We start from the raw sequence: 21,828 nt of genomic DNA, 5'->3' as shown, positions 1-21,828 counted from the left end.
TTGATCACAGAAGCTTCTATTTATTTGCCATGGTCACAATTACCACCCTTCCTCCTTCTTCATTAGATAATAACAGGCGTTTGCCATCCGTAATGTCTACCATCGTATTCACCGGCACATCCTTATTTTCCGTCAGGTCTTTTAGCGAAGTGAGCTTCTGATTCACGAATACCCATTTGCTCTGGTGAAAAGCAAAATAGCCAACCGGTACTTTCTGCTCGTCAGTAAGCTTTTCATTCCGTACTATATTCCGGTTTACATACCATTGAAACAAATACTGGTTATTGTATACCATCAGCCGGTGATTTTCCGGCTTCCAAACGGTTGGCTTGAACTGATAATATAAATCCAGTACCGGCAAGGTGCCTTTTACAGGTGTGCCGCAAAACGGACATTTGGGAGAAGTGGTATTATCAAACACAAACCATTTCTGTTCGCAGTTGGTATTGCTGCAAGGCTGCATCAGATCGGTTGTTTTCAGTAATGCCTGTTCCCACTGGTCTGCATTGGGCCTCAGATTCGGATTATGTAAGCCAGCAATAAACGCCCCGTCAAACAATGCTTTCAGATAAGGACCGGTAATAGTGTATGGTAGTTTAGTCACATCTGCCCAGGGCAATGCCCATTTGGAAACTTGATCCAGTTTTGGCCGGTTGGACGTATCGGTCGGATGTTCGATAAAGAGTGCCTTCTCCCCCATTGATAGTAAATCGTCCTCCTCTGTATCCATCGAATGCACTTTTCCACCTTTCAACGGATGCCGGTATAACAGATATAGGTAGATCATAACTGGCAAGGCATGCAGGTCGGTGGTGCGGTTGGCATGTTTGCGGTTTGGATCTCTTAAAGGTAAGTGTTTGGTAGCTAACACTTCGGGCGCAATAAAGTCGGCCGTACCAATTACATCCGGCGGATACAAACCAGGTACCACCAGTCCGTCAATATCAATAATGGTGGCAGAGCGGCTAACGGGGTCAACGAGTACATTTTTGTAGGAAAGATCGGAATGAGCCAAGCCAGCGGCATGTAAGCGTTTTACGCCCCGGGCTATTTTTACACAGATCTGAAAATAGCTGAGCCAGTTTCCGAGTTCACTTTCATCCAGCCGCAGGGCAAACTGTTTATTACGGAATTTGGCTGAAGCAAACCACAATCCTTGTTTTTCTTTTCCTTTAATGCCCTCACTGGTGGCATAGCCTTTTTTGAAGAAAAAATTTTTGTTATACGCTGGCACAATCAACCCTACTTTTCCATTTTCCTCTACCATATCGGTAGGCCAGCAATACAGCTCTTTAAAATAATCGCCGCCCTCCCGGTTAAAAAAGCTGTCATAGTAAGTTGTGACTAGTTTCTTCAACCGTTCCCTGGAATTGAAATCCTGTTTCTCCCGGTAAAAGGCCACTACATACGACTTATCTGGCCCAAAATACACATCTTTCATACCACCCCGCATCGGTTCCCCATTGTCGACATACTGATAGGTTTTACCAGGAGTAATTATGGAGCTTACTGACTTTATCATTGCGGGCTTAATTGAAATTTGGTTAATTACTGATGAATATTTATTTGATGAATAATCTTAAAAAACGATGGCCAGTGTCCGGTCATCATGGTTGCCAGGACTCCAGAAATCCATCCACTGCGAAAACTGCTCCTTAATATCCGGGTTGTTTATACTTAGGTCTACTTGGATGCCATCCTCATTTTTTCCCTGAAGATCAGAGAGAAATTCCTGCCATTTTTTAATATTTGGCAGATTGGCCTCCACAGCAAACTTGGGATCGTAAATACCATCCGACATGAGAATCAGATATGAAAAATCCTCCAGCAGTTTAAAGCCAAATCTGGTGGCAAACTTATCACTCCGGAAAATTTCGGGCATGGTAATAAACCTGGTTCCTCCGCCAAATTCTCCTACATCCAGCCAGTTGAGTAAAGTAACCTGCGAAACATCCCTATTCAACACGGCCATCGGACAATCGCCTACCCCAAAGGAAAGAAAGGCATACCCGGTATCATACTTCTTAAATAGGGTAAAAATCAGCGTGCTGCTTAAATCTTTTAGCGTAAATCCTTCTTTGGCAGCAAAGGATTCCAGTTGCTTGTGAACCCTGAAAGCCGCTTTACCCAGGTTAGTATAGACCAAACGGGTGAGTTTCTTTTGGGTGTCATCGCCTTTGCTGTTCACATGTTGCTGCAGCAGTTCATCAAACCCCTTCATACTTTCAAGCGATTCAGGTTCTTTAAAATACGCCACCACACCCTGGCAAGCCATCGCAGAACCTTTCCGGGAAAGTTTGGCACTTCCGGCTCCATCCGATACTACCACTATACTCCAGCCATTTTCCAGGTTAGAGAAAGCAAAATCATCTTCCCGAAACGAACCCACATTAGCATGAGAACGCCCTCTTTTGGAGGAAACCAGAACATGCCGGTCGCCCAAGGGAGCAAACTCGGTTATATTATCTTCTTTCCAATAGGGATCGGTTGCATCACTTTCCAGGTTTTTCCACAAACTTTTTGGGTCTGGGTTAATGATGAGTGTGATTGGCTTCTCATTAAAAGCAGATTCTTCCGGCTGGCCTTCTACTTTAAATTTAAACGTAAATTTTATATCGCCGCTCTTGGTTGGTACACCAGTAATCTGTTTGGTTGTATCATCGTATCTTAATCCTACAGGTTCCAGGCCATCCAATTGAAAAGCAGTAATATCTTTCCAGCCCAGTTTATTGAAATCTATTCTGGCCTCATAGGATTTACCTACCGTTGCATTTAACAGGCGAACCGGTTGCCCGATAATTTCTGCAATTCTGTCTTTCTGTTTCCAGGTAGCCATAAGCTCTTTCTGCTGTTCAAGTATATTATTGGCGGCGGCAATGGTTTTTTCGTCATTTATAAATTTGTCAAACAACTCCTTCCGGTGATGAGGCACAGACATATGATGATCTTTTAAAAGTTGCGTTACCAGTTTTTTTACCTCGCTCATGTGGGCTGAAGTTTACTAAGTCGGTAGTTCGTTGAGTGAATGAGTGATTGGGTGATAAACATAATTCACACAGTCACTCATTCACCCAATCACTCACTAAATTAACCCTATGTTACAATATTCAATTCTGAGGGTGGCGGCGGCAGTTCGCTTAAGCCGGTCACTTCTGTGCCGGCATCCTCCACTTTGGTAGACGTAACGCCAATAGAAGCAGAAACCCAGGTAAAAAACTTAGCGATGCTCTGACTATCGGCTGTATCCAGGCTGACCACATTTTCCGTAATCTGCTTTAAAAGATTAGCGTCAGCAGAGCCACCAGCCGCACAGGCAACGGTATAGGCTGTTTTGCGCTTTTTAAACTCATCCAGGCCGCTTTGCCAGTCATCGGTGGGAATACCATCTGTCATAATAAATACCAGCGGTTTCCAGTCGCCTTTTTGTTCGGCTGTTGTTTTGGTCACTTCATTGTCGATACAGGTGGATACCAGCCGCAAAGCTTCTCCCAGACTGGTTGTGCCGCTCGCTTTAATATCTACCATCTGAAAGGATGCCAGGTCTGTTAAGGGCACCACTTGTTTGGCGGCACTATCGAAAGTAATAATGCTGATAAATGCCGTTTCGATGGCCTGTGGATTCTGCCGCAAGGAACTGATCATAACCTGAACGCCATTTTTAACCGCTTCAATCGGTTCGCCGGTCATAGAACCGGAAGTATCGAGTAATAAATAGACTGGTAGTCTTCTCATTGTATTATATGGTGGTTTGAGTGATGATGTATTTTAGTTTAAAAAGTAGCATTATGTATAGATTCAATACAGAATCTAATATTTATAGACGTATGTCCTCTGGTTTCTATTGTAGCTTTAACAAGCTTTCATCTTGAACGCAGGTTAGTGCCCAAGGTTTCTATCTGTAGTACAAGGCCTGCGATGGATAAAAGGCGATCCGCTTAGGTTTTTCATATTGCCTTTTTCATTAAATGTTTATCTACAAAATCGAGAATAGCTTTATATCCCTTAATTTCGTTTTCCTTTTTTACAAATCCATGGCCTTCATCCGGAAACACCAGATACTCCACTGGCACATTATTTTTCTTTACAGCTTCTACCATTTCATCAGATTCTACTTTCAGTACCCTTGGGTCGTTGGCACCTTGCAATACGATAAGCGGTTTTACGATTTTACCGGCATGGAATAAAGGAGATTTATTGTACAAAGCGACCGAATCCGTTTTTGGATTTCCCAGTTCTTTGTACAAGGCTTCCCGGAAAGATTCCCAGTAAGGAGGAATACTATTTAAGGTCCGCAGCCAGTTGGCTACCCCAAAAATATCTACCCCTACCTCAAATTCCTGCGGGGCAAAAGCTAGTGCTGCCAGGGTCATATATCCCCCATAACTACCACCCATAATGCCTATTTTGGTAGAATCTACATATCCGGTGGCATTCAAAAACTTCTTAGATTCGATACAATCTTTCAAATCCACATCGCCATGTTTCAGATCATCAGCCGCCAAAAAAGTTTTCCCATATCCTGAACTGCCCCGGTTATTAACAGCCAGAATCACATAGCCATGATTGACCAGGTACTGGATCAGCGGATCATAGTTTACTCTGGTTTGTCCGCCTGGTCCGCCATGAATTTCGAGTAAAGCCGGGCGCTTTTCACCAGATTCGATGCCTTTAGATTTATAAAGTATGGCCGGAATTTCCATGCCATCAAACGATTTATACCGGATTACTTCTCCTGCTACCAGGTCTGCTTCCTCAATATCCGGACTTATAGTATCTGTCAGTCTGGTAGCTTTTTTTGTATCGAAATCATAAACATACAGATTTCCAGGAGAGGTAGCACTTCTCAGGTAAAAAGCCATACGTTTTTCGCTTTTTGAGAAATCCACTGACATAATATCTCCGGCCGGCAACTGGGCCAATGCGACAGGATGGCTGGTAGTTCCATCGTAAATTTTAATTTCTGTACGGGCATCATTGTTAATAGCAGTCACCCGGTATTTGCCATTTCTGGAATAATACGAATACATAATATCCCAGCTGGCTTTCTCTACCTCTTCTACCTTACCTGTGCCTATTTCATAAGATTTCAGGTAGGCAAACTCATTGTTTTCATCTGTCAAATACAGCAGTTTTTTGCTATCGGAACTAAAAGTAGCCGGAGAAAAATTGACATCTCCGGTATGCTTACTTAACAGCGTTTGCTGCTTCTTTTTGATATCATACAAATACATGTCGGTGTTGTTGGTGGTATAAGATTTTACCAGCGACAAGTAGGCTTTATCATTAGATATATTTCTGACATCATATCCTTTATCATTTTTATAAACCAAGACAGGTTTAAATGTTGCTATGTCCATTTCATACAGATCAAAATAGCGGCGGTCGCGTTTGTTTGAGACATAAAAGAAGCTTTTCTCATCGAAGCTCCAGGCAAAAAACTCTGATTTTGCTGTAGAATCCGGTGTTAAATCCTGCATAGTGCCATCGGTATTCTTTACATAAATATGGCTGATTTCATTGCCGCCCTTGTCACTCGAATAGAGGATGCGTTCGTCATAAGGGAAATATGAAATAGCAAATACCGAATTATCCTTAGAGGAAGTAAGTGCCTTCGCTTCACCACCTGTTACAGCTACTTCAAACCCATTATAAATTCCTGTTTTATTGGTGGAAAACAGAATCTTCTGTTCATCAGGCGAAAAAGAGCTACCAAACGCATTGCTGGTGTTCATAAACTGCTCAATGGTGTACTGCTTCACACTTTCAGTATTGCCGGCTGTTTGTTGATCCTTGGTTTCATTGCCTGCTTTCTGACAAGTGGAGAAGAGGGCAACTGTTAATAAACAGGTTGCTATAGTAAAAATAGGTTTCATGGGATGATGGTTTGAGGTAAAAAAGTAATGCTAAAGTATGTGATTATGAGAGAAATGCAAGTACACCCCAGAATAAATTCAGGTATATGATACTTTCATTTTAAGGCTATATCAGGTTATGGATGCAAACAATAAGCAGCAAAAACAGCGCTCTAGGAGTTATAAAATCAAGAGCAGGTATAATGGCTGATTCAAACAAAATGATAGAGAAATTGTCCATTATTTTCCTGTTGTCCGTAAGAATAAAAAGCCAATCCTACTACTCATTTCATGCATGTACTTCTCCGCTACCTCAAACCCCATCAGGGCTTAGTCTTCCTCTCTTTGCTTCTGGCTGCCATGAGCCAGGTACTTGCCTTACTCGATCCGGTCATTTTCGGGCAAATTATTGACCGGTATGCTACGCCTCCTTATCGTGATCCTGCCGAAGAACGTATCAGAGGTGTATTATTATTAATGTTACTGGCTGTAGGCATCGCCATACTTTCCCGTCTGGCCAAAGCTTTTCAGGAATATCTCACCAACCTGGTGGTACAGAAATTCGGAGTACAGATTTTTAGTGATGGACTGAAGCAAACACTGCGCCTCTCTTATGAGCAATATGGCACTCAGAACAGTGGAGAAACACTTTCTATTCTGCAACGGGTGCGCCGGGATACAGAACGTTTTATTACCGCTTTTATTAATATTCTTTTTTCTTCTTTAGTAGGCATCGGTTTTCTGGTCTGGTATGCCATCACTAAACACTGGGCACTGGTTCCTATTTTCATCATCGGCATTGGCGTATTAGGCGGACTGACCAGTCTGCTGAGCGCTAAAATCAAAACCATGCAGCGTTCCATCAATAGGGCTACCAACAAACTCTCCGGCATCATCACAGAATCCTTGCGTAACATTGAACTGGTGAAGAGTTTAGGACTTACCTTTGCCGAAATCCGGAGGTTACGACAACATACTGAGCAAATCTTCCAGCTGGAAATGGAAAAAGTGAAGCAAGTACGCACACTTTCGTTTTTACAAGGCTCAGCACTTATTCTGTTAAAGCAATCCATTCTGTTTACCTTGCTCTGGCTCATTTTCCATGATATACTTTCTACCGGCGAACTGATTTCGATGCAATTTATTTCAGTAGGCATATTCGGTCCTTTGCAGGAATTAGGAACTGTGATTCTTGCCTACCGGGAAGCACAGGCAGCTTTGCTTAACTTTAATGAACTATTGCAAAAACCGATTGAGAAAAAACCGGAATCAGCCGTTGATGTAGGTCCTTTGCAACAATTACTTTTCGAGCAGGTGGTATTCCGTCATAAAGATGCGACACAGAATGCGCTTGATGGAATTTCCTTTGAGGCCCATACTGGTGATACCATTGCTTTTGTTGGTCCATCAGGCTCCGGCAAATCTACTCTGGTTAAATTGCTGGTAGGGCTGTATGTGCCGGTAAGTGGCCAGATATTTTATAATAACACCCCGGGGAAAGAAATATGGCTCAATGAAGCCCGGCGTCAGTTAGGATTTGTAACGCAGGAAACGAACCTGTTTTCTGGGACCATCAAAGAAAATCTGCTCTATGTAAAACCTGATGCCACCGATGAAGAAATCTATGCAGTACTTCAAAAAGCTTCTATCAATAGTTTATTAGCACGGTCAGACAAAGGCATTGATACACAAATCGGCGAAGGCGGACTTAAAATGTCGGGTGGGGAAAAGCAACGGCTCTCTATTGCCAGGGCATTAATCCGCAATCCTCGCCTGCTCATTTTCGATGAAGCTACCTCTGCTCTTGACTCATTAACTGAAGAAGAAATCACTACCACTGTACGGGAGATATCTGCCATTCGTGAACAGATTACCATTCTGATTGCCCACCGGCTTTCTACCATCAAGCATGCCGATACCATTTATGTGCTGGAAAAAGGAAAAATTGTAGAACAGGGCAATCATGAGCAACTATTAGCCACAAAAGGGCTGTATTATGCCATGTGGCGGCAACAGATCGGCGAACGCAAACAGGAAGTTATTATGTGATTAATTTTAAACATGGGTATTATTGAAGCCACTTCTTTTGGAAAACAAAATCGACTTTGTATAATAGCACATCCAAATTTTACAATAACCTGAATATGATGATTTTTAGTAACATTATTATCTTGTATCAGGATTTCGATAAATAATGGATGGGCTTCAGAAAAATATACCTGGTTTTGTAATTAATACTGCCAGACTCCTGTATCATCGGTTGTTCCCGCCTGCGCATTCCTGCGCCTACTGGATCAGGAAACTTGTTACAAACGAGCCGTTATCTCTTGTACATATCGGTTCGCATGATGGCAAAACCGGAGATCTTTTTTTCGACCTTATTCACGAGCATACACACTGGAAAGTATTGTTTGTAGAACCGGTTCCTTATTTGTTTAAACGTTTACAAGAAAATTATCCATCAGACTCAAGGTTCAGGTTTGAAAATGCAGCGGTTAATGATGGCTCTTCTCAGCTATTTTACTGGGTACAGGAAGATGCCATTTCGCATGTACCTGATCTCCCCAAAGGCTTTGATCAGTTAGGGTCGTTTGACAGAAACAACATTACTAAACATTTAGATGGCAAACTTGAACACTATATTGTAGAGGCAAGCATTCAGGGAATTACTTTGCAGGCACTTTTCAGCAAACATAGCATTGATAAACTGGATATTTTACACATTGATACAGAAGGATATGACTGGAAAATTCTTTCGCAGTTAGATTTAAATAAACATTCTCCTCTGCTGATACTTTTTGAACACATCAACCTGTCTGCTGTGGAGAAAGCACAAGCCATTCAATTTCTGAAAACCAGGTTTTATATAGTTGAACTGGAAGCAGATTTTTTATGTATTAACCGGAATACGCAGAAACTTTCTAAGAAAGATGTTCTTAAGCTACAGCGTATCTTCCCTTTGTATTTCTAATATCCCGCTTTTACTCTTTCGGGAAAAGATAATGCATGCACTTTTATCAGCTTTAGGTGAATAAACCAAATGTATGAGATATATAACAGCAGCAATAACCATAAGCGGGGGTAAAACAGAAATATCTGCCAGCCTATGGGTTCCATTACCTTATACACATAATTATAATTGAGCCAGCCAATTCCCATATATAATAAAATAAACCAGCCGGTTATTACAATTGATGCCTCACCGGCTTTTAACACCAACAAAATAAAAGCAAATGGAAAAACTAGCATTAAATAATGATAGGTAGCCGAAGCTGGCGATAAAACAAAAGCGGCAAGGGCTGGTAAGGAAAGATATATCCATTGCTTAACCGGCTTTTGAAGAAAATGGGATTGCCACAATACATAAATAGTAGTCAAAGCAATACAAGCGTACATTATACCTTGCACCATCCATTTACCGGTGGGCCAGTTTATTAAAGGAGACGGATTTTCTGTAGGATGAAATACAAATACATTCCGCAAGACACTTTCCCAGGATTGAAAAGCAATGGCATACGGACTTTGCATAGAAAGGTCGCCTTGCAAATGAGGTAATAATACTTTAGCCAGGTAGGTTGCAAACACTCCTGTTCCAACCACTCCTATTTGCAGGAATACCAAAACAAGCATAGTACTTATTGCATAAATTGTTAGCCGCCTGTTTCCGGTAAATGCATATCCGGCGATGAACACCACTGGAAAGTATTTGATGATGGCCACAATACCTAATAAACTGCCAGCTATACCAGTTTTTCCCCGCTGTACCAGATAATGGCTGAATACTAATGTGCAGCCCACCATCAGGTATAATTGCCCTAAACGAAAATTATTGAGTAGAGCCTGACCGGTGAGCAAAATAAGTAAAGCACAGAATATCCAGTGCCATGCAGTTATTTTTTGTAAAAAATAGATGGTAAGCAGCAAAAAGCAGATATTACAGATCGTCCATATTCTTTTGGCAGTAAGCGGCTTTAAACTGGCTATCGGAAGCATCACAAAAGCGGTAGCCGGAGGAAAGGGAGAGAATTTTCCTTGTTCTGCCAAGTCCAATTCTTGCAACTTCTGGTTAAACCAAGCATCCTCATACAAGCGATGCATGTCTTTTCCTTCAAGCACTATCTTCGAAGATAAATAATAATTAGGGAAGTCAGAGTTTAATTCTTTCCAGGCTGGAATAATTCCTTTCCAGATAGTATATAACGTAAGCAGACATACCAGAATATATAAGGCAATTTTGTGTGTACGGCTGTATCTATCCATTGTGCCTTTCATTTCTGGAGGATAATAATATTATTTTAATGTAACAGCAGGTTCTTTTCAGATTCGCTTTGTAATAAGCCCTTTGGCACCTTGTAAGTCCGGTAAGCAGAAGTATGTTGTTTCATCCAGGTTTCAGCCTGGCCTGCTATCCATTCCGGACTTATCTCCTGCATACAAGAAATTTTTCCCTGGCAGGCAATGGCAGCTTCGCTTGCAGGATCGGTAAAACAAGGAGAACATGATTTGTTGAGGGAAACATGCCTGGCAAAAGCATCATTTTCATAGCCAAAATACCGGTAATGGGTAGGCCCCCAAAGTGCTATTGTTGGTATGTGCATGTAAACGGATAAATGCATGGGGCCTGAATCATTGGTAATAAACAGTCGGCAGGAGGAAAGTTGCTGCACCAATTGGTTTAGGCTCCATTTGCCTGCCACATTATAGGCCATTATTCTATGCTGCTGAAGCTTTTCTACCACCCTTTGCACATACGCATATTCATCTGCTGAACCAGTCAGGTAAAATTGATAGGCATTGTTTTTAGCCCTTGTTTGCAGGCTACGAAGCAAATCTATGAATTGGGCTGCGGGATATTTTCTCTGAGGTAAATAGGTACTCGCATTAATATTCACTAATATTTTATGTGCATCCACCTCTGCTTCCTGATAGGCAGCAGGTTCATTATTCAAATTCTGTTCTTTGTTTAACATAGCACCTGTTTTTTCAATGGCGGCTCCATAGGTAAGCTTTTCTAATGACAATACTATATCATGGATGCCTTCTGTAAGCTTTCTGTCCAAAGCGATTGTTTTACAACCACTTATCCAGGCACAAACTATCCGCAGTATCCCTATCGCTGCAGAACACCGTTCCAGGTCAATGATATAATTGGGCCGAAATGCCCGGATGCTTACAATGGCCAGATAGGTATCAGTTATAAAATGAGTAATGCTACCAGTCCGGATATAGATTACCTGTTTGAAACCCAAGAGTTCGCAGATTTCTTTGTTCTGCATAAAGGTGCAAAAAGCTATACTTTCAAAATCTACCCCAGTTTTTTCCCAGATCGAAGCGATCCGGATAATGCTTCCCATCCCCATAAATTTGAGTACAACTGCCCGGTTGTCCTCTCTTTGCTCTATGTTAACAAATCTGCGGAGCCTAATGTGGACATACCATAGCATGTTATATGGAATCTGCAAAAGCCGGTTTATGAGAAGCAGGTAGCGGATTTGTAACATAAGGGGTTAGCTTTCCTTCATTTTTTCAAGGGTCATTAATAGTTTTGCCAGCTGGGATTTGGCTTTTAATTTCATCACTCCCACAGGATTCTGGAGTACTTTCTTTTTTTCCCGGTGAAAAGCCACTTCGCTGTTTACCCGTTTCAAGGCATAGTGGTAATAAGCAGGTGAATAGGAGCGTTTGTATTCAATATCCCGGTCAGTGGAAGATTCCCAGGGCAGCGGATTTAAAAACTTATCCTCTACCTCTGTATATAGCTGGGTTCCTTTGATGGGATAAGCCAGGGTAATGGTATAATAATCGGGATCAGAAATTTTTAAATGCTGAATGGTTTCTTCGATATCTGCTTCTGTTTCCCCTGGATAGCCGAGCATAATAAAGGTGCCGGTTTGTATACCTTTCTTTTTCGCCAGTTGAATCATTTCCCGTACTTGCCCTATCTGTACCCTCCGGTCCATGGCATCAATCACAGCCTGTGAACCAGATTCAGCCCCTATCCATATCCGGTAACAACCAGTTTCCTTGAGCAAATCAATCACTTCCTCGTTCATCCGGTCAGACCGGCTGATGCATTCATAAGGAATACGTATATTATTTTCTTTCAATATAACTGCAAATTCCCGTAGCCACTTATGACTAATGGTAAATACATCGTCTACAAACCAGAGCGTATCCGGATTGTACCTTGCCTTTAGATAGAGCATTTCTTCCACTACTTTTTGTGGCGATCTCCGGCGGTAGCTTAATCCATACACGGCCCTGCTGCACCATTTGCAGGTATAGGGGCAGCCCCGCATGGTACTGACTGAAATGGCATTTTGTCCGTGACGGGTTTTCCAGGCATTTAAATATTTATGCAAATCAATGGCTTCCCGGTCAGGTATAGGAAGTTCATCCAGGTTCTTGAGTTTTTCTCTTTCTGTTGTTTGAATTACGTCTCGCCTGTTATTTTTAAAAGCTATTCCTTGAATCTGTTCAAGTACAGGAGCAGTTGAACCCTGATAGGCTTGCATAAGATCCAGCATAGTCTGTTCCCCTTCACCAATGGCAATAATATCAGCGCCAGCGTCGAGAAAATTATTAACATGATTAGTAACTTCCGGGCCACCCAGAATAACGGTGGTATGCTTTAATTCTTCCTGTTGCCTGATAAACTGGATGGTCCGGAGCACATTCAGTTTGGTCATCAGGTTGGTGTAAATAGCAATCATATCAGGCGTGTGCGCCAGCAGATATTCATAAAAGTGTACTTGCGTGGAAAAAGTAGTATCATACACCTGGCAATTAAATCCATGTTTTTTCAGGTAGGCAGAAAGGTAAAGAATCCCTAAAGGCGGATAGGGTTTCATAATAAGTTGCTCTTTAGCATCTTCAGCAAGGAAATAGGCATGGGTAAGCAGCAGTTTCATAGGCGTTTTCTGAGTTGAAGGTAAAAATGATCACTCACGCAGCCCAGTGCAGAAAGGGGCGCAGTTATCTTTTCCATCTTATTCAAAAAACGAAGCCATCCTGGCCGGGTACAGAAGAAATTCTCCAGGTAAGAAGGCGGAAGAAAAAGGCCCACCGGTGCTAATTCTATCCATTCAAAATCATCGGCAATTGTTTGATACAGTTTGTAGGGATTATAATAATACACCGGAAATGAATGGGTATCTATCACAGCTTCTGTTTTTTCTAAAAACCGGCGGAATGCTTTTTTCCAGGAACCTTTCAGCAGATAATACCCGGTTTCCCACATACAAAATGGCGGCATAATAACAGCTACTAAATTTCCTCCTGGCTTTAAGAGTATATAAGCTTGCTTCATAAACTGCGAAAGTTCAAGCGGTGAAACACAATTTAAGCCACCAAAATTTGAAAATATGAGATCGAATTTTCCCTGGGCTTGTAGTGTATGTATCTCTTGAAAACCTGCTTGTTTAAATTCCAGATTTGAAAAATATCTTTTTTGCGTTTTCTGGCGACACACCTCTATCATTTCACCAGAAATATCTGTGGCTAGTATTTGATGGCCTGACTGCGCAAACCGGATGGCATCTTCGCCGGTACCACAGTTCACTTCCAGAATATGCAAAGGCTTATCCAGCAATTTATTTTGAGCAAGTAATTCCCATACCCGCTGCCGTTGACTGCCTCCTACACTGGTAAATGTGAAGGTTTCATCATATTGATGCGCTACCGAATCAAAAGCTGCCTCCATACCTGATGATTAAATGATCTAAAGAATGGTCTTTCAGTGTGGCTGCCGGAATCCGGTAAAAGGCGGAAATGGCGCTTCTGATCTGCTTTCTGTCGAGCGAAAAGGGCGAATGCACTAACTTTTTGAGGCTCTGTATACTTTTTTGTCTGCGGTACAGCTTATGTACATAGCGTTGCAGGTCTTTGTAAAAACCTTCCGGATACGTATTGTGAAAGAGCATTGAGAGTTCGTCGGAATCCTGCCAGTTGGTTTTTTCTTTGAGTTCAGCTTTTACCCGCTCGTACAACTGTGTTCCAGGTAAAGGATAGGTAACCGATATACCAATGTCTTCCGGCAGTAAATCAAGTACCATACGGATAGTAGCCTGAATATCTGTTTTTACTTCTCCAGGATAGCCGAATTGCAGAAAAAAAGCGGCCTGAATGCCATGCGCCTGCAATAATTTTCTCGACTCGTAAATCTGCTGAATGGTAATTCCCTTATCCATGGCATCCAGTATTTTCTGCGAACCAGATTCTGCACCCAGCCATACCATCTGACAACCGGCTTTCGACAAGTTTTCTACGGTAGGCCCATGAATCAGCAAATCAGCCCGGGATTGTATTTTAAAGGTGAATTGTAGCTTTTTTTCTGCCACAAGGTCTGCAAACTGTTGTATCCAGCCTGGTTTTAAGCCAAAAATATCATCACAAAACCAGATATGTTCTGCTCCGAATGTATGCACGAGTAATTGCAGTTCTTCTACCACATTTTTGGGGCTACGGGCATGATACCGGTTGCCAAATAATGGTTTAGCACACCAGTTACATTTATAGGTACATCCTCTGGTAGTGACCACATTCAACGAAAAATAGCCATGCTTTTTCTTCCAGAGTTTTTTGTAGCTGGCAATATCAACTAAATCCCAGGCAGGCAAGGGCAGCAGATCCAGGTCCCTCAGCACCGGACGCTTTTTATTAGCTATTGTTTGCCCATTTTCCTGGTAAGCAATTCCATCGATGGCCGAATATGCCTGTTGCTTATTCAAGCTATTTACCAGTGCAAGTAAAGTGATTTCACCTTCTCCTAGAATCACAACATCCGCTCCTTGCTGAAGGTATTTCTCATAATGGTCGGTGCTATCAGAACTGGAAATAATTATGGTGCATCCCTGTTGTTTTGCCAGCCCGATCATGTGAAAAGCCGCTTCCCGCATGTTGGTTAAGCACATCTTGGAAAGGTAATTAAAGCCATCATCATAAATCACCAGTAGATCCGGTTGTTTGCTTTTCAACACTGGCGCTATTTGCTGGGGAGAATGCGCCAGCATACTATCGAACAAACTCACTTCATATCCATTTTCCCTCAGTAATGCGGCAGCATAAAGCGTACCCAGCGGAGGATAAGCATTGGCCGCTTTCCATTGCTTGGGATCGAGGTACAGAAAATAGGAATGAGTGAATAAAATTTTTGGCATCCTATCAGATCGTTGTTATTTGTTCGTTGATGGTTATTGATTATTGGTAAATGATTATTCAACATCAACATCTCGTATTCTTATCATTACATCCATTAGCTCAATAAATCTACTCCGTATTGCTTTGTAAAGGTTTGCAGGCTTTCTTCGTACCTGTCCAGTATTTTATTCCGGTGACCAGCCAGATGCATTTTGTAGATATGCTTGTTAAAGTTTAATTCGCTGAAAGCTATATTCAATCCTTTTGGTCCTTCGAACTTTCGCTGGTAATGTTTTTTGTAGAGCCAGTACAGATTTTCGTCTACGGTAGTAAGCAGTTCCTGTACCCATGCAGCACCTGGCTTTTTTTTCCGCAGTAGCTGAATCTGGCCAGATATATATCCGGGGGTTAAGTTCGGCAAATATTCCTTGATCCATAGATTTGCCTGTATAAAATCGGCGTACCCAGTAGCATTATATAAGGGTACCAAGGTGGCTATCTCAATAGCTGTATAAATATTTTTATCCTTGATTTCGAGAGTATATGGGGTAATAATATAATTCGGACAAAAATATTTCTGGCTTCTCAGTACCCACAATATTTTGCAGATCAGGCTTAGGATTGCCCTGAATATCCACAGGCGGTTGGTATCAGCAATAATAAAATAATCAATATCCGATTTTTCATCCATGTAGTTTTTGGAAAGCGAACCCGAAATGCAAATGCAGTCTACAAATGGAAGCTCCGATAACCACCGGGCATGCTTGCTGGCTATGTGTAGATACTTTTCTGCCTCCAGATTCCCTTTTCTACGCCGGCTCACCTTCTCTTTACCATCACCTATACAATAAAATCCCTCCTGTTCCCCAATCAACTGGCACCGGACTAAATACGCCAGATCCTCCTCTATAGAGATTTTGCTTGATACAGGCATATGGGTATAAATTTCATGTTCCTGAAGCGGATACTGGAAAACATCGTAATAGAGCAGTGTTTTAATGATAGCTTTGGCACAAGGGCTCAATGCTACATCAGTAGAAACAGGCAGGGTTGTTCCCAGGGTGGCGTACATAGGTGTCAGGTTTCAGGGCCAACATTTTCCACAGTACGCTTACAAGGGGCAAAAGGAAGCTTTGCGCTAAAAGTTTTTTTGCTTGGATCAATTACCGTTTACAAGACAGAATATATAATTTCAATTTATGCGTAAACGAGTTAAGCTTTCTAGTAGTCTATAAACATTAAATAGTCGGGTATAGTTTTTTGAGTTTAACCCTGGCATCTTGATTGGTGAACTGCCAATTAGCTTTTACTGCTTTGTTATTTCTGCTCTCCTGCCAGGCGCTTAGCTGTTTTATTAACTCATCCTCTGTGGCAATGTGCCTGTCAAGGCAATCTCTTTGTAACACTGATAGCTCTATTTCTGCCATATTGAGCCAACTGCCATGAGCCGGGGTAAAGATAAACTCTATCCTGTCTAAATACGCTTTAGCTTTCTCAGGTTGATAAAGTTCATAAAAAGCACTTGGTTTGTGAGCCGACAAGTTATCCTCTACTAAAGTGATTTTCTCGCATGCTTTGTAAGTAGTATCCAACAACCGGCTTAGAATCTTTACCCAGGTGAAACGGTTGTGGTTTTGCTCCACAAAACAATATCGTTTACCGGCTAATGGCTCAAAGACCATATAGATATCACGCACTCCATGTCTTGTATAGATACTGTCCTGATACTGTTTTCCATCTTTGCCTATGAAGTGTTTGCTTTCAATAAGTTGTTTGGGTGATTCATCCAAAGTGACCAGCAGCTGCTTTTCATCATATGGCCTTTCATAGACTGAAATCACTTTTTCCATTTGATAAACAAACCCTGCATTTTGTTTAGGGGGGATCACCCACATGGGCCTCAGCCAAGGCTTAAGCTCATTTTTTTTAACAGGCTTGCCACACTCGTATGGGAAATGGAGTCAATCACCTTGAGTTCTACTAATCTGTCTGCCAGCAGTTGCAGTTTCCATTTTGCCTGTCCTTGAGGCGGCTCACTACAGACTAATGCCAGCAGATGCGCTTCTACCTTCCCATCTATCTTTTTGTCGCTTCTTAATTTTCTTGTTTTCTTATCAAACATGCCCATGCCCTGCTCACAAAAACACTTACGGATACGCTCCACACTTCTGGTAGATAATTTATAAGTTTCTGCCAACTCAGTCTCACTTTGCCTGCCTGTTGTTTCATCGCTGGCTAACAGCACATAGGCTTTTTGAATATCTTTGGCCTTTCGGCTGCCTTTATTTATCCAACTACTTAAGATCCTTCTTTCTTCAGCACTGAGGGTAATTCGATAAATGACCATGGCTTTTTTGATCAAATTACCTAATTTACCTGACATCTTATATTTTATGAACTACTAAGTAATTAAACACAATTAAGTATAATATTTTCATCTACTTCAAGTTTTTTAAAATCAAGTTTAAAGTAAGTACCCAATCCTGAAAAGATGGTATAAAGTGCCTCCTTAAGTGCTTCTACAGACAGATAGTCTTCGGCTTTGAGCCAATGATATTTCACCTGCTTCCAAAATCGTTCGATCCTGTTAAGATGAGGACTATACTTAGGCAGCAAAAAGATGTATAATCCTTTCTGTTCCCATTCTTCTTTTTTGACTTCCCATAGGCCACATGTATGCCAGGAGGCGTTGTCTAAGACTATGACAGTAAACTTGGAAATAGATGTTGAGAAGGCCTCTACACATTCAATGATAAAGTCAGCGTTTAGACTCCCACTTTTCTGATAAGTAAGCAACTCATTATTTGTACTTAACAAGCCAAATACATTTATCCTTGTACTTCTTTGGGATAAAATAGGGGCGTGTTCGCCTTTTTTGATCCATCCATAAGGTACACAAGGGGTAAGGCAAAACCCTGATTCGTCTCCAAAATATAAATCTATACTGCCTGTCTGTGCCAAATAAAGCAAAGCATGTAATCGCTTGACTTTCTGCTCATATGCTTCTTTGTTTTGCAATGGCTTTATCCATTTACGGAAACGTTTCCATCGGTAGTCAATTTTTTTAAAAACCGCTTCAAGGTCATCTCACTCATAGCCGTGCCTAATTTAGCTTCTATCTCTCGCTTAGCTAATTTAAGTTGTTGTTTTTCTTTCTCTATGCTATTTTCCACTACTTCAACATGGGTAGCATTACTGGTAGTAAGGATGGGTTTTCTGCCTTTCCCTTTTTGGTTCTTTAACCCTACCACACCTGTTTTCTCAAAGCGATCAAACCACTTATAAATACTTAACTGACTTACTTGAAAAATGCTTGCTAACTTCTGTACTTGATAGCCTTGATTGGATAACAGTATACATTGGCAACGGTTACGTTCCTGATAACTTTTACTATCTTTATGAATCTTCTCTAAGTCTTGTTTTTGCTTGTCTGTAATCTTCTTGATATAACGCATAAGCAAAGATACAATTTGCCAAAATCTTATACTTAATTGTGTACTCTTACTTAGGATAGAAACAGTTTTTACTTTTAAATAATGCTACTGCAACAGTACTACCTTATTTAGTGTCGGAAGAGTGGCTTCACGATCAAGTATTTGACATTTCAATGATGGAGATATTTTCCATTTTACTGATTAAGCAGATAATCAAATCAACACCTCCTGTTAAATAAAAAATATATTTAATTTTTGACGCTTTGCGGCCATAAGCTAAAGATAACCCACTTCTGAATTCCTTCATAAATTTCCCAAAGTCATTATCCGGAACGTAAATTCCATGTTGAGTTTTCAATAAAGGACCTAGTTCTTTCACCATCATATAAGCAAGTAATGGTTTTATTGTTGTGGTATCTAAAAATGGATCAAAGATGATCGTATCGGTTTGTATACCTAATTTTACCCTTACATCTAAATCAAATAATTCAATGTCTAGATTTAATCTACCTTTGGCATAACCATAATTATGTACGGTTGAATCTCCACTTTTTGATAAAATCTCGCTCACACTATACATAATAAATAATCCAAATTTTACATATTAATTACGCTTACATCGCATTCTCCACAAACCGGAACTCTGGAAACTCTGCCCTCTGGTGAGCTTCATCAAGTAATTTAATAAGCTGGGCTGTTACATCTGCTTTCTGGCCAGAAAGATCTTTTGTTTCCTGCATATCAGTATTCAGGTCATATAGTTCAACCCTGGCTGGTTTGCCTTTTTCCAGAAAACGAACCAGTTTCCAGTTGCCCTGACGGATGGCTTGTACCGGAACTCCCTCGCCAAACTCCCAGTACAGATATTCATGGCTAGGGGCTTCTCCTTTGCCAGTTATAACAGGGGCCATAGATATACCATCCATCTGCGTGTTAATTTTTACGCCAGCCAGTTGTGTAAGGGTTGGGTAAATATCCCAGTGTGCCCAGATGTGGTCACTTACTTTTCCGGCCGCAACCCTGCCTGGTGCCCAGACGATCATAGGTACCCTAACGCCACCTTCATATAAGTCCCGTTTGATTCCCCTTAATCCACCGCTACTGTTGAAATAATTCGGATCATGGCCACCTTCTTTATGGGCGCCATTGTCGCTGGTAAAAAATACAATCGTATTTTCATCTAACTTCAATTCCCTTAACAAGTCTAGTACCTGACCCACATACAAATCCATTCTGGAGACCATGCCTGCAAACGTAGCCCTTGGCATCGCCTGCGATCTATAAGATGAGCCTTTGTTAATAAAGGGTACTTCTTCAAATATACTTTTTCCGTTAGCATCCAGATAGGGTAAAACCGCTTCCTTTGGCGCTTTTAATTCGGCATGTGGAATATTAACCGGCAGATACACAAAGAAATTGGTGTCTTTATTTTGCCTGATAAAATCCAGAGCAGCTTTTATGGTAAGATCTGTTTTAAACTGGCTGGTATCTACAACTACGGGCTGAGTAACACCATTTCTGATGGTCCATAAAGTATCATCTGTATAAGAATGTGCATCTTTTTGGTTTAAGTCACCCAGGAAAGCATCAAACCCTTTCAAGTGAGGGGCACCGTTTGTACCGGCTACGCCTAAACCCCATTTGCCGAACATGCCGTTTACATATCCTGCTTTTTTCAGTTGCTGTACAAAGGTACTATCCTGCGGACGTAAAGGAATACAATCTCCCGGTCTACCCGGAGTGTTAGGACCACCGTTACCACGAACATATGAATTTCCCATATGTTTGCCAGTCATGAGAGAGCAGCGGGAAGGGGCACAAACGGTGCTGCCGGCATAATACTGCGTAAACCGGATTCCTTCCTGTGCCATCTGGTCGAGCCGGGGTGTTTTCACTAGTTTTTGTCCATATACCCCCAGATCTCCATATCCCAGGTCGTCGGCCATAATAAAGATAATATTTACCGGTTTGTTTTTTGTTTCAATGCTTTCTGTTGTCTGGTCAGGTTTCTTAGAAGGCTGGCAACTAGTAAATATTATAATCAGCAGAATAAGCAGGCTACAGGTGATTTTCATAAATAGCAGGTTTGCAGGAATACTTCATCCAAAAATCAGGATATTGCCTGTATTCTGAAAGCACAAGGTATTTTTTATTTTATGCAGCTCTTTTATTCTTGCTTTCCCTGATTTTTACTTAAAACAGCCATTTAATAGCCTGCATCTATCTAAATAAAGGGTATAACCTACCATGTTCACCTTTTGCTTACCTATATGAAAGCAGGTTGTACACCTTTTGCCAACCGTATTTTCTAGGAATCAGGCCCTCTGGCAGTGTTACTTTGCAACGTCATCCGGCGAAAAGCAGCATGATAATCAAACACAAAATACAACCAACATTTACCATACAATAGATCATCTATTACCACCCATGAAACAAATTCTTGTATTGCTCTTTCTGATTTTTCTGGTAAAACTAGCTTCTGCCGCCGTTCCTGTACCTACACTAAGCGGACATGTGAACGATTATGCACATGTGCTCTCTGATGAAACCATTACCAGGCTGGAAAATACCTTGCAGCAACATGAGCAAAGCACCTCTAACCAGATTGTTGTACTAACCATTTCCTCTCTGGAAGGGCAAACCATTGAAGAAAAAGCCAACGAAATATTTAATACCTGGCAACTCGGACAAAAAGATAAAAATAATGGCGTACTGCTGCTAGTGGCTATCGAAGATCGAAAAATGCGGATAGAAGTAGGCTATGGCCTGGAAGCTTCCTTAACAGATGCGCATAGTGCACGTATTATCCGCAATGAACTGGTGCCTTATTTCAAACAATTTTCGTATGACGAAGGCATTACGGCAGGGGTTACGGCTATTATTGGCGCTATTCAGGGTACCTATTCTGCCGAAGACCCTGGTTTCTGGGAGACGCTGATCAGTTATGAAGGAATTCCTTTTCCGGAAGGTTTACTCGTTGGTGGCTTTGTGATGTTTATCCTGCTTATTTTTACTAGTATAGCCGTATTTACTGAAGGAGGCGCATCCTGGTTTTTATTCCTTTTTCTGCTTGTATTCTACCTTACTTTCCCTTTCGCCATTTTCGGCTCTATTATCGGATTTACTATTCTGACCTTATATGTAGGATGGTTTATTTCTTCCAAACTCTATTTTGCTACCAGTGCCGGAAGTGCCTGGCTTAGAAAATGGTCGGCAAAACGAGCCAACTCAGGTTCCAGCCGTTCTTATTCCTCCTCATCTGGCAGTTCCTACAGGTCTTCGTCCAGTTCCAGCCGGAGCAGTTATTCGGGGGGTGGCGGACGTTCTGGTGGTGGAGGAAGCAGTGGTTCCTGGTAATATTATTTTTGAGAAAGCTAAAAATGAGAAGCGCATCAGTTAAACTG

Annotated in this window: 19 protein-coding genes; 3 read left to right on the top strand and 16 right to left on the bottom strand. The window is 41.5% G+C overall.

Annotated elements, in window-relative coordinates:
* Positions 1 to 16: 16 nt before the first annotated feature.
* The 4 genes from GXP67_RS24875 to GXP67_RS24860 form a co-directional block, all read right to left on the bottom strand.
* On the bottom strand, positions 17 to 1,522 hold the full coding sequence (locus GXP67_RS24875; RefSeq protein WP_162445626.1) for a helix-hairpin-helix domain-containing protein: 1,506 nt from the start codon (positions 1,520 to 1,522) through the stop codon (positions 17 to 19).
* A gap of 57 nt (positions 1,523 to 1,579) precedes the next feature.
* A complete protein-coding gene (locus GXP67_RS24870) occupies positions 1,580 to 2,986 on the bottom strand; it encodes a PP2C family serine/threonine-protein phosphatase (RefSeq protein ID WP_162445625.1) in 1,407 nt (468 codons plus the stop codon).
* A 107-nt stretch (positions 2,987 to 3,093) separates the two neighbouring features.
* Positions 3,094 to 3,732: a vWA domain-containing protein gene (locus tag GXP67_RS24865; protein ID WP_162445624.1), complete on the bottom strand. Its 639-nt coding sequence runs from the start codon at positions 3,730 to 3,732 to the stop codon at positions 3,094 to 3,096.
* A 212-nt stretch (positions 3,733 to 3,944) separates the two neighbouring features.
* Positions 3,945 to 5,873, bottom strand: coding sequence for a S9 family peptidase (locus GXP67_RS24860; protein ID WP_162445623.1), 1,929 nt, complete (start codon positions 5,871 to 5,873; stop codon positions 3,945 to 3,947).
* A 270-nt stretch (positions 5,874 to 6,143) separates the two neighbouring features.
* Between GXP67_RS24860 and GXP67_RS24855 the strand changes: the two genes are divergently transcribed.
* Both GXP67_RS24855 and GXP67_RS24850 read left to right on the top strand, forming a co-directional pair.
* Positions 6,144 to 7,901 carry an ABC transporter ATP-binding protein gene (locus GXP67_RS24855; RefSeq protein WP_162445622.1) on the top strand — a complete coding sequence of 586 codons (1,758 nt, stop codon included), beginning with the start codon at positions 6,144 to 6,146 and terminating at the stop codon, positions 7,899 to 7,901.
* A 145-nt stretch (positions 7,902 to 8,046) separates the two neighbouring features.
* Positions 8,047 to 8,823 (top strand): FkbM family methyltransferase, encoded by a 777-nt coding sequence (locus GXP67_RS24850; protein ID WP_162445621.1) that lies wholly within the window; start codon positions 8,047 to 8,049, stop codon positions 8,821 to 8,823.
* Here the strand turns inward: GXP67_RS24850 and GXP67_RS24845 are convergent.
* From GXP67_RS24845 to GXP67_RS24790, 12 genes are all read right to left on the bottom strand, one after another.
* On the bottom strand, positions 8,820 to 10,124 hold the full coding sequence (locus GXP67_RS24845; RefSeq protein ID WP_162445620.1) for a glycosyltransferase family 87 protein: 1,305 nt from the start codon (positions 10,122 to 10,124) through the stop codon (positions 8,820 to 8,822). The two genes, GXP67_RS24850 and GXP67_RS24845, sit on opposite strands and share 4 nt — an antisense overlap.
* Before the next feature lie 23 nt (positions 10,125 to 10,147).
* A complete protein-coding gene (locus tag GXP67_RS24840; RefSeq protein WP_162445619.1) occupies positions 10,148 to 11,353 on the bottom strand; it encodes a glycosyltransferase family 9 protein in 1,206 nt (401 codons plus the stop codon).
* 6 nt (positions 11,354 to 11,359) lie between these two features.
* Positions 11,360 to 12,763: a B12-binding domain-containing radical SAM protein gene (locus GXP67_RS24835; protein WP_162445618.1), complete on the bottom strand. Its 1,404-nt coding sequence runs from the start codon at positions 12,761 to 12,763 to the stop codon at positions 11,360 to 11,362.
* Positions 12,760 to 13,554, bottom strand: a complete 795-nt coding sequence (locus GXP67_RS24830) for a class I SAM-dependent methyltransferase (RefSeq protein WP_162445617.1) — start codon at positions 13,552 to 13,554, stop codon at positions 12,760 to 12,762. Before GXP67_RS24830 ends, GXP67_RS24835 begins: the two co-directional genes overlap by 4 nt.
* Positions 13,538 to 15,010, bottom strand: a complete 1,473-nt coding sequence (locus tag GXP67_RS24825) for a B12-binding domain-containing radical SAM protein (protein ID WP_162445616.1) — start codon at positions 15,008 to 15,010, stop codon at positions 13,538 to 13,540. The genes GXP67_RS24830 and GXP67_RS24825 overlap by 17 nt, the downstream gene beginning before the upstream one ends.
* A 95-nt stretch (positions 15,011 to 15,105) precedes the next feature.
* Complete coding sequence (locus tag GXP67_RS24820) at positions 15,106 to 16,062, bottom strand: hypothetical protein (protein WP_162445615.1); 957 nt, start codon at positions 16,060 to 16,062, stop codon at positions 15,106 to 15,108.
* 166 nt (positions 16,063 to 16,228) lie between these two features.
* Positions 16,229 to 16,885: an IS630 family transposase gene (locus GXP67_RS24815; RefSeq protein WP_162442048.1), complete on the bottom strand. Its 657-nt coding sequence runs from the start codon at positions 16,883 to 16,885 to the stop codon at positions 16,229 to 16,231.
* A 5-nt stretch (positions 16,886 to 16,890) separates the two neighbouring features.
* Positions 16,891 to 17,373, bottom strand: a complete 483-nt coding sequence (locus GXP67_RS24810) for a helix-turn-helix domain-containing protein (protein WP_197901563.1) — start codon at positions 17,371 to 17,373, stop codon at positions 16,891 to 16,893.
* A gap of 26 nt (positions 17,374 to 17,399) precedes the next feature.
* Entirely contained in the window at positions 17,400 to 18,008 is a 609-nt protein-coding gene (locus GXP67_RS24805; protein ID WP_232064508.1) for an IS630 family transposase, read from the bottom strand.
* Between the two features lie 5 nt (positions 18,009 to 18,013).
* Positions 18,014 to 18,445, bottom strand: a complete 432-nt coding sequence (locus GXP67_RS24800) for a helix-turn-helix domain-containing protein (RefSeq protein ID WP_162441276.1) — start codon at positions 18,443 to 18,445, stop codon at positions 18,014 to 18,016.
* 133 nt (positions 18,446 to 18,578) lie between these two features.
* A complete protein-coding gene (locus GXP67_RS24795; protein ID WP_162445614.1) occupies positions 18,579 to 18,995 on the bottom strand; it encodes a hypothetical protein in 417 nt (138 codons plus the stop codon).
* Positions 18,996 to 19,038: 43 nt separating this feature from the next.
* Entirely contained in the window at positions 19,039 to 20,499 is a 1,461-nt protein-coding gene (locus tag GXP67_RS24790; protein ID WP_162445613.1) for an arylsulfatase, read from the bottom strand.
* A gap of 352 nt (positions 20,500 to 20,851) precedes the next feature.
* Here GXP67_RS24790 and GXP67_RS24785 point away from each other — a divergent pair, with 352 nt between their 5' ends.
* On the top strand, positions 20,852 to 21,781 hold the full coding sequence (locus GXP67_RS24785; protein ID WP_162445612.1) for a TPM domain-containing protein: 930 nt from the start codon (positions 20,852 to 20,854) through the stop codon (positions 21,779 to 21,781).
* Positions 21,782 to 21,828: the final 47 nt, after the last annotated feature.

Origin of the sequence: Rhodocytophaga rosea (genome assembly GCF_010119975.1) — a bacterium.
Classification (GTDB): Bacteria; Bacteroidota; Bacteroidia; order Cytophagales; family 172606-1; genus Rhodocytophaga; species Rhodocytophaga rosea.
Note: the sequence above shows the minus strand (reverse complement) of the source record. Positions and strands in the feature narration are given on the sequence as shown.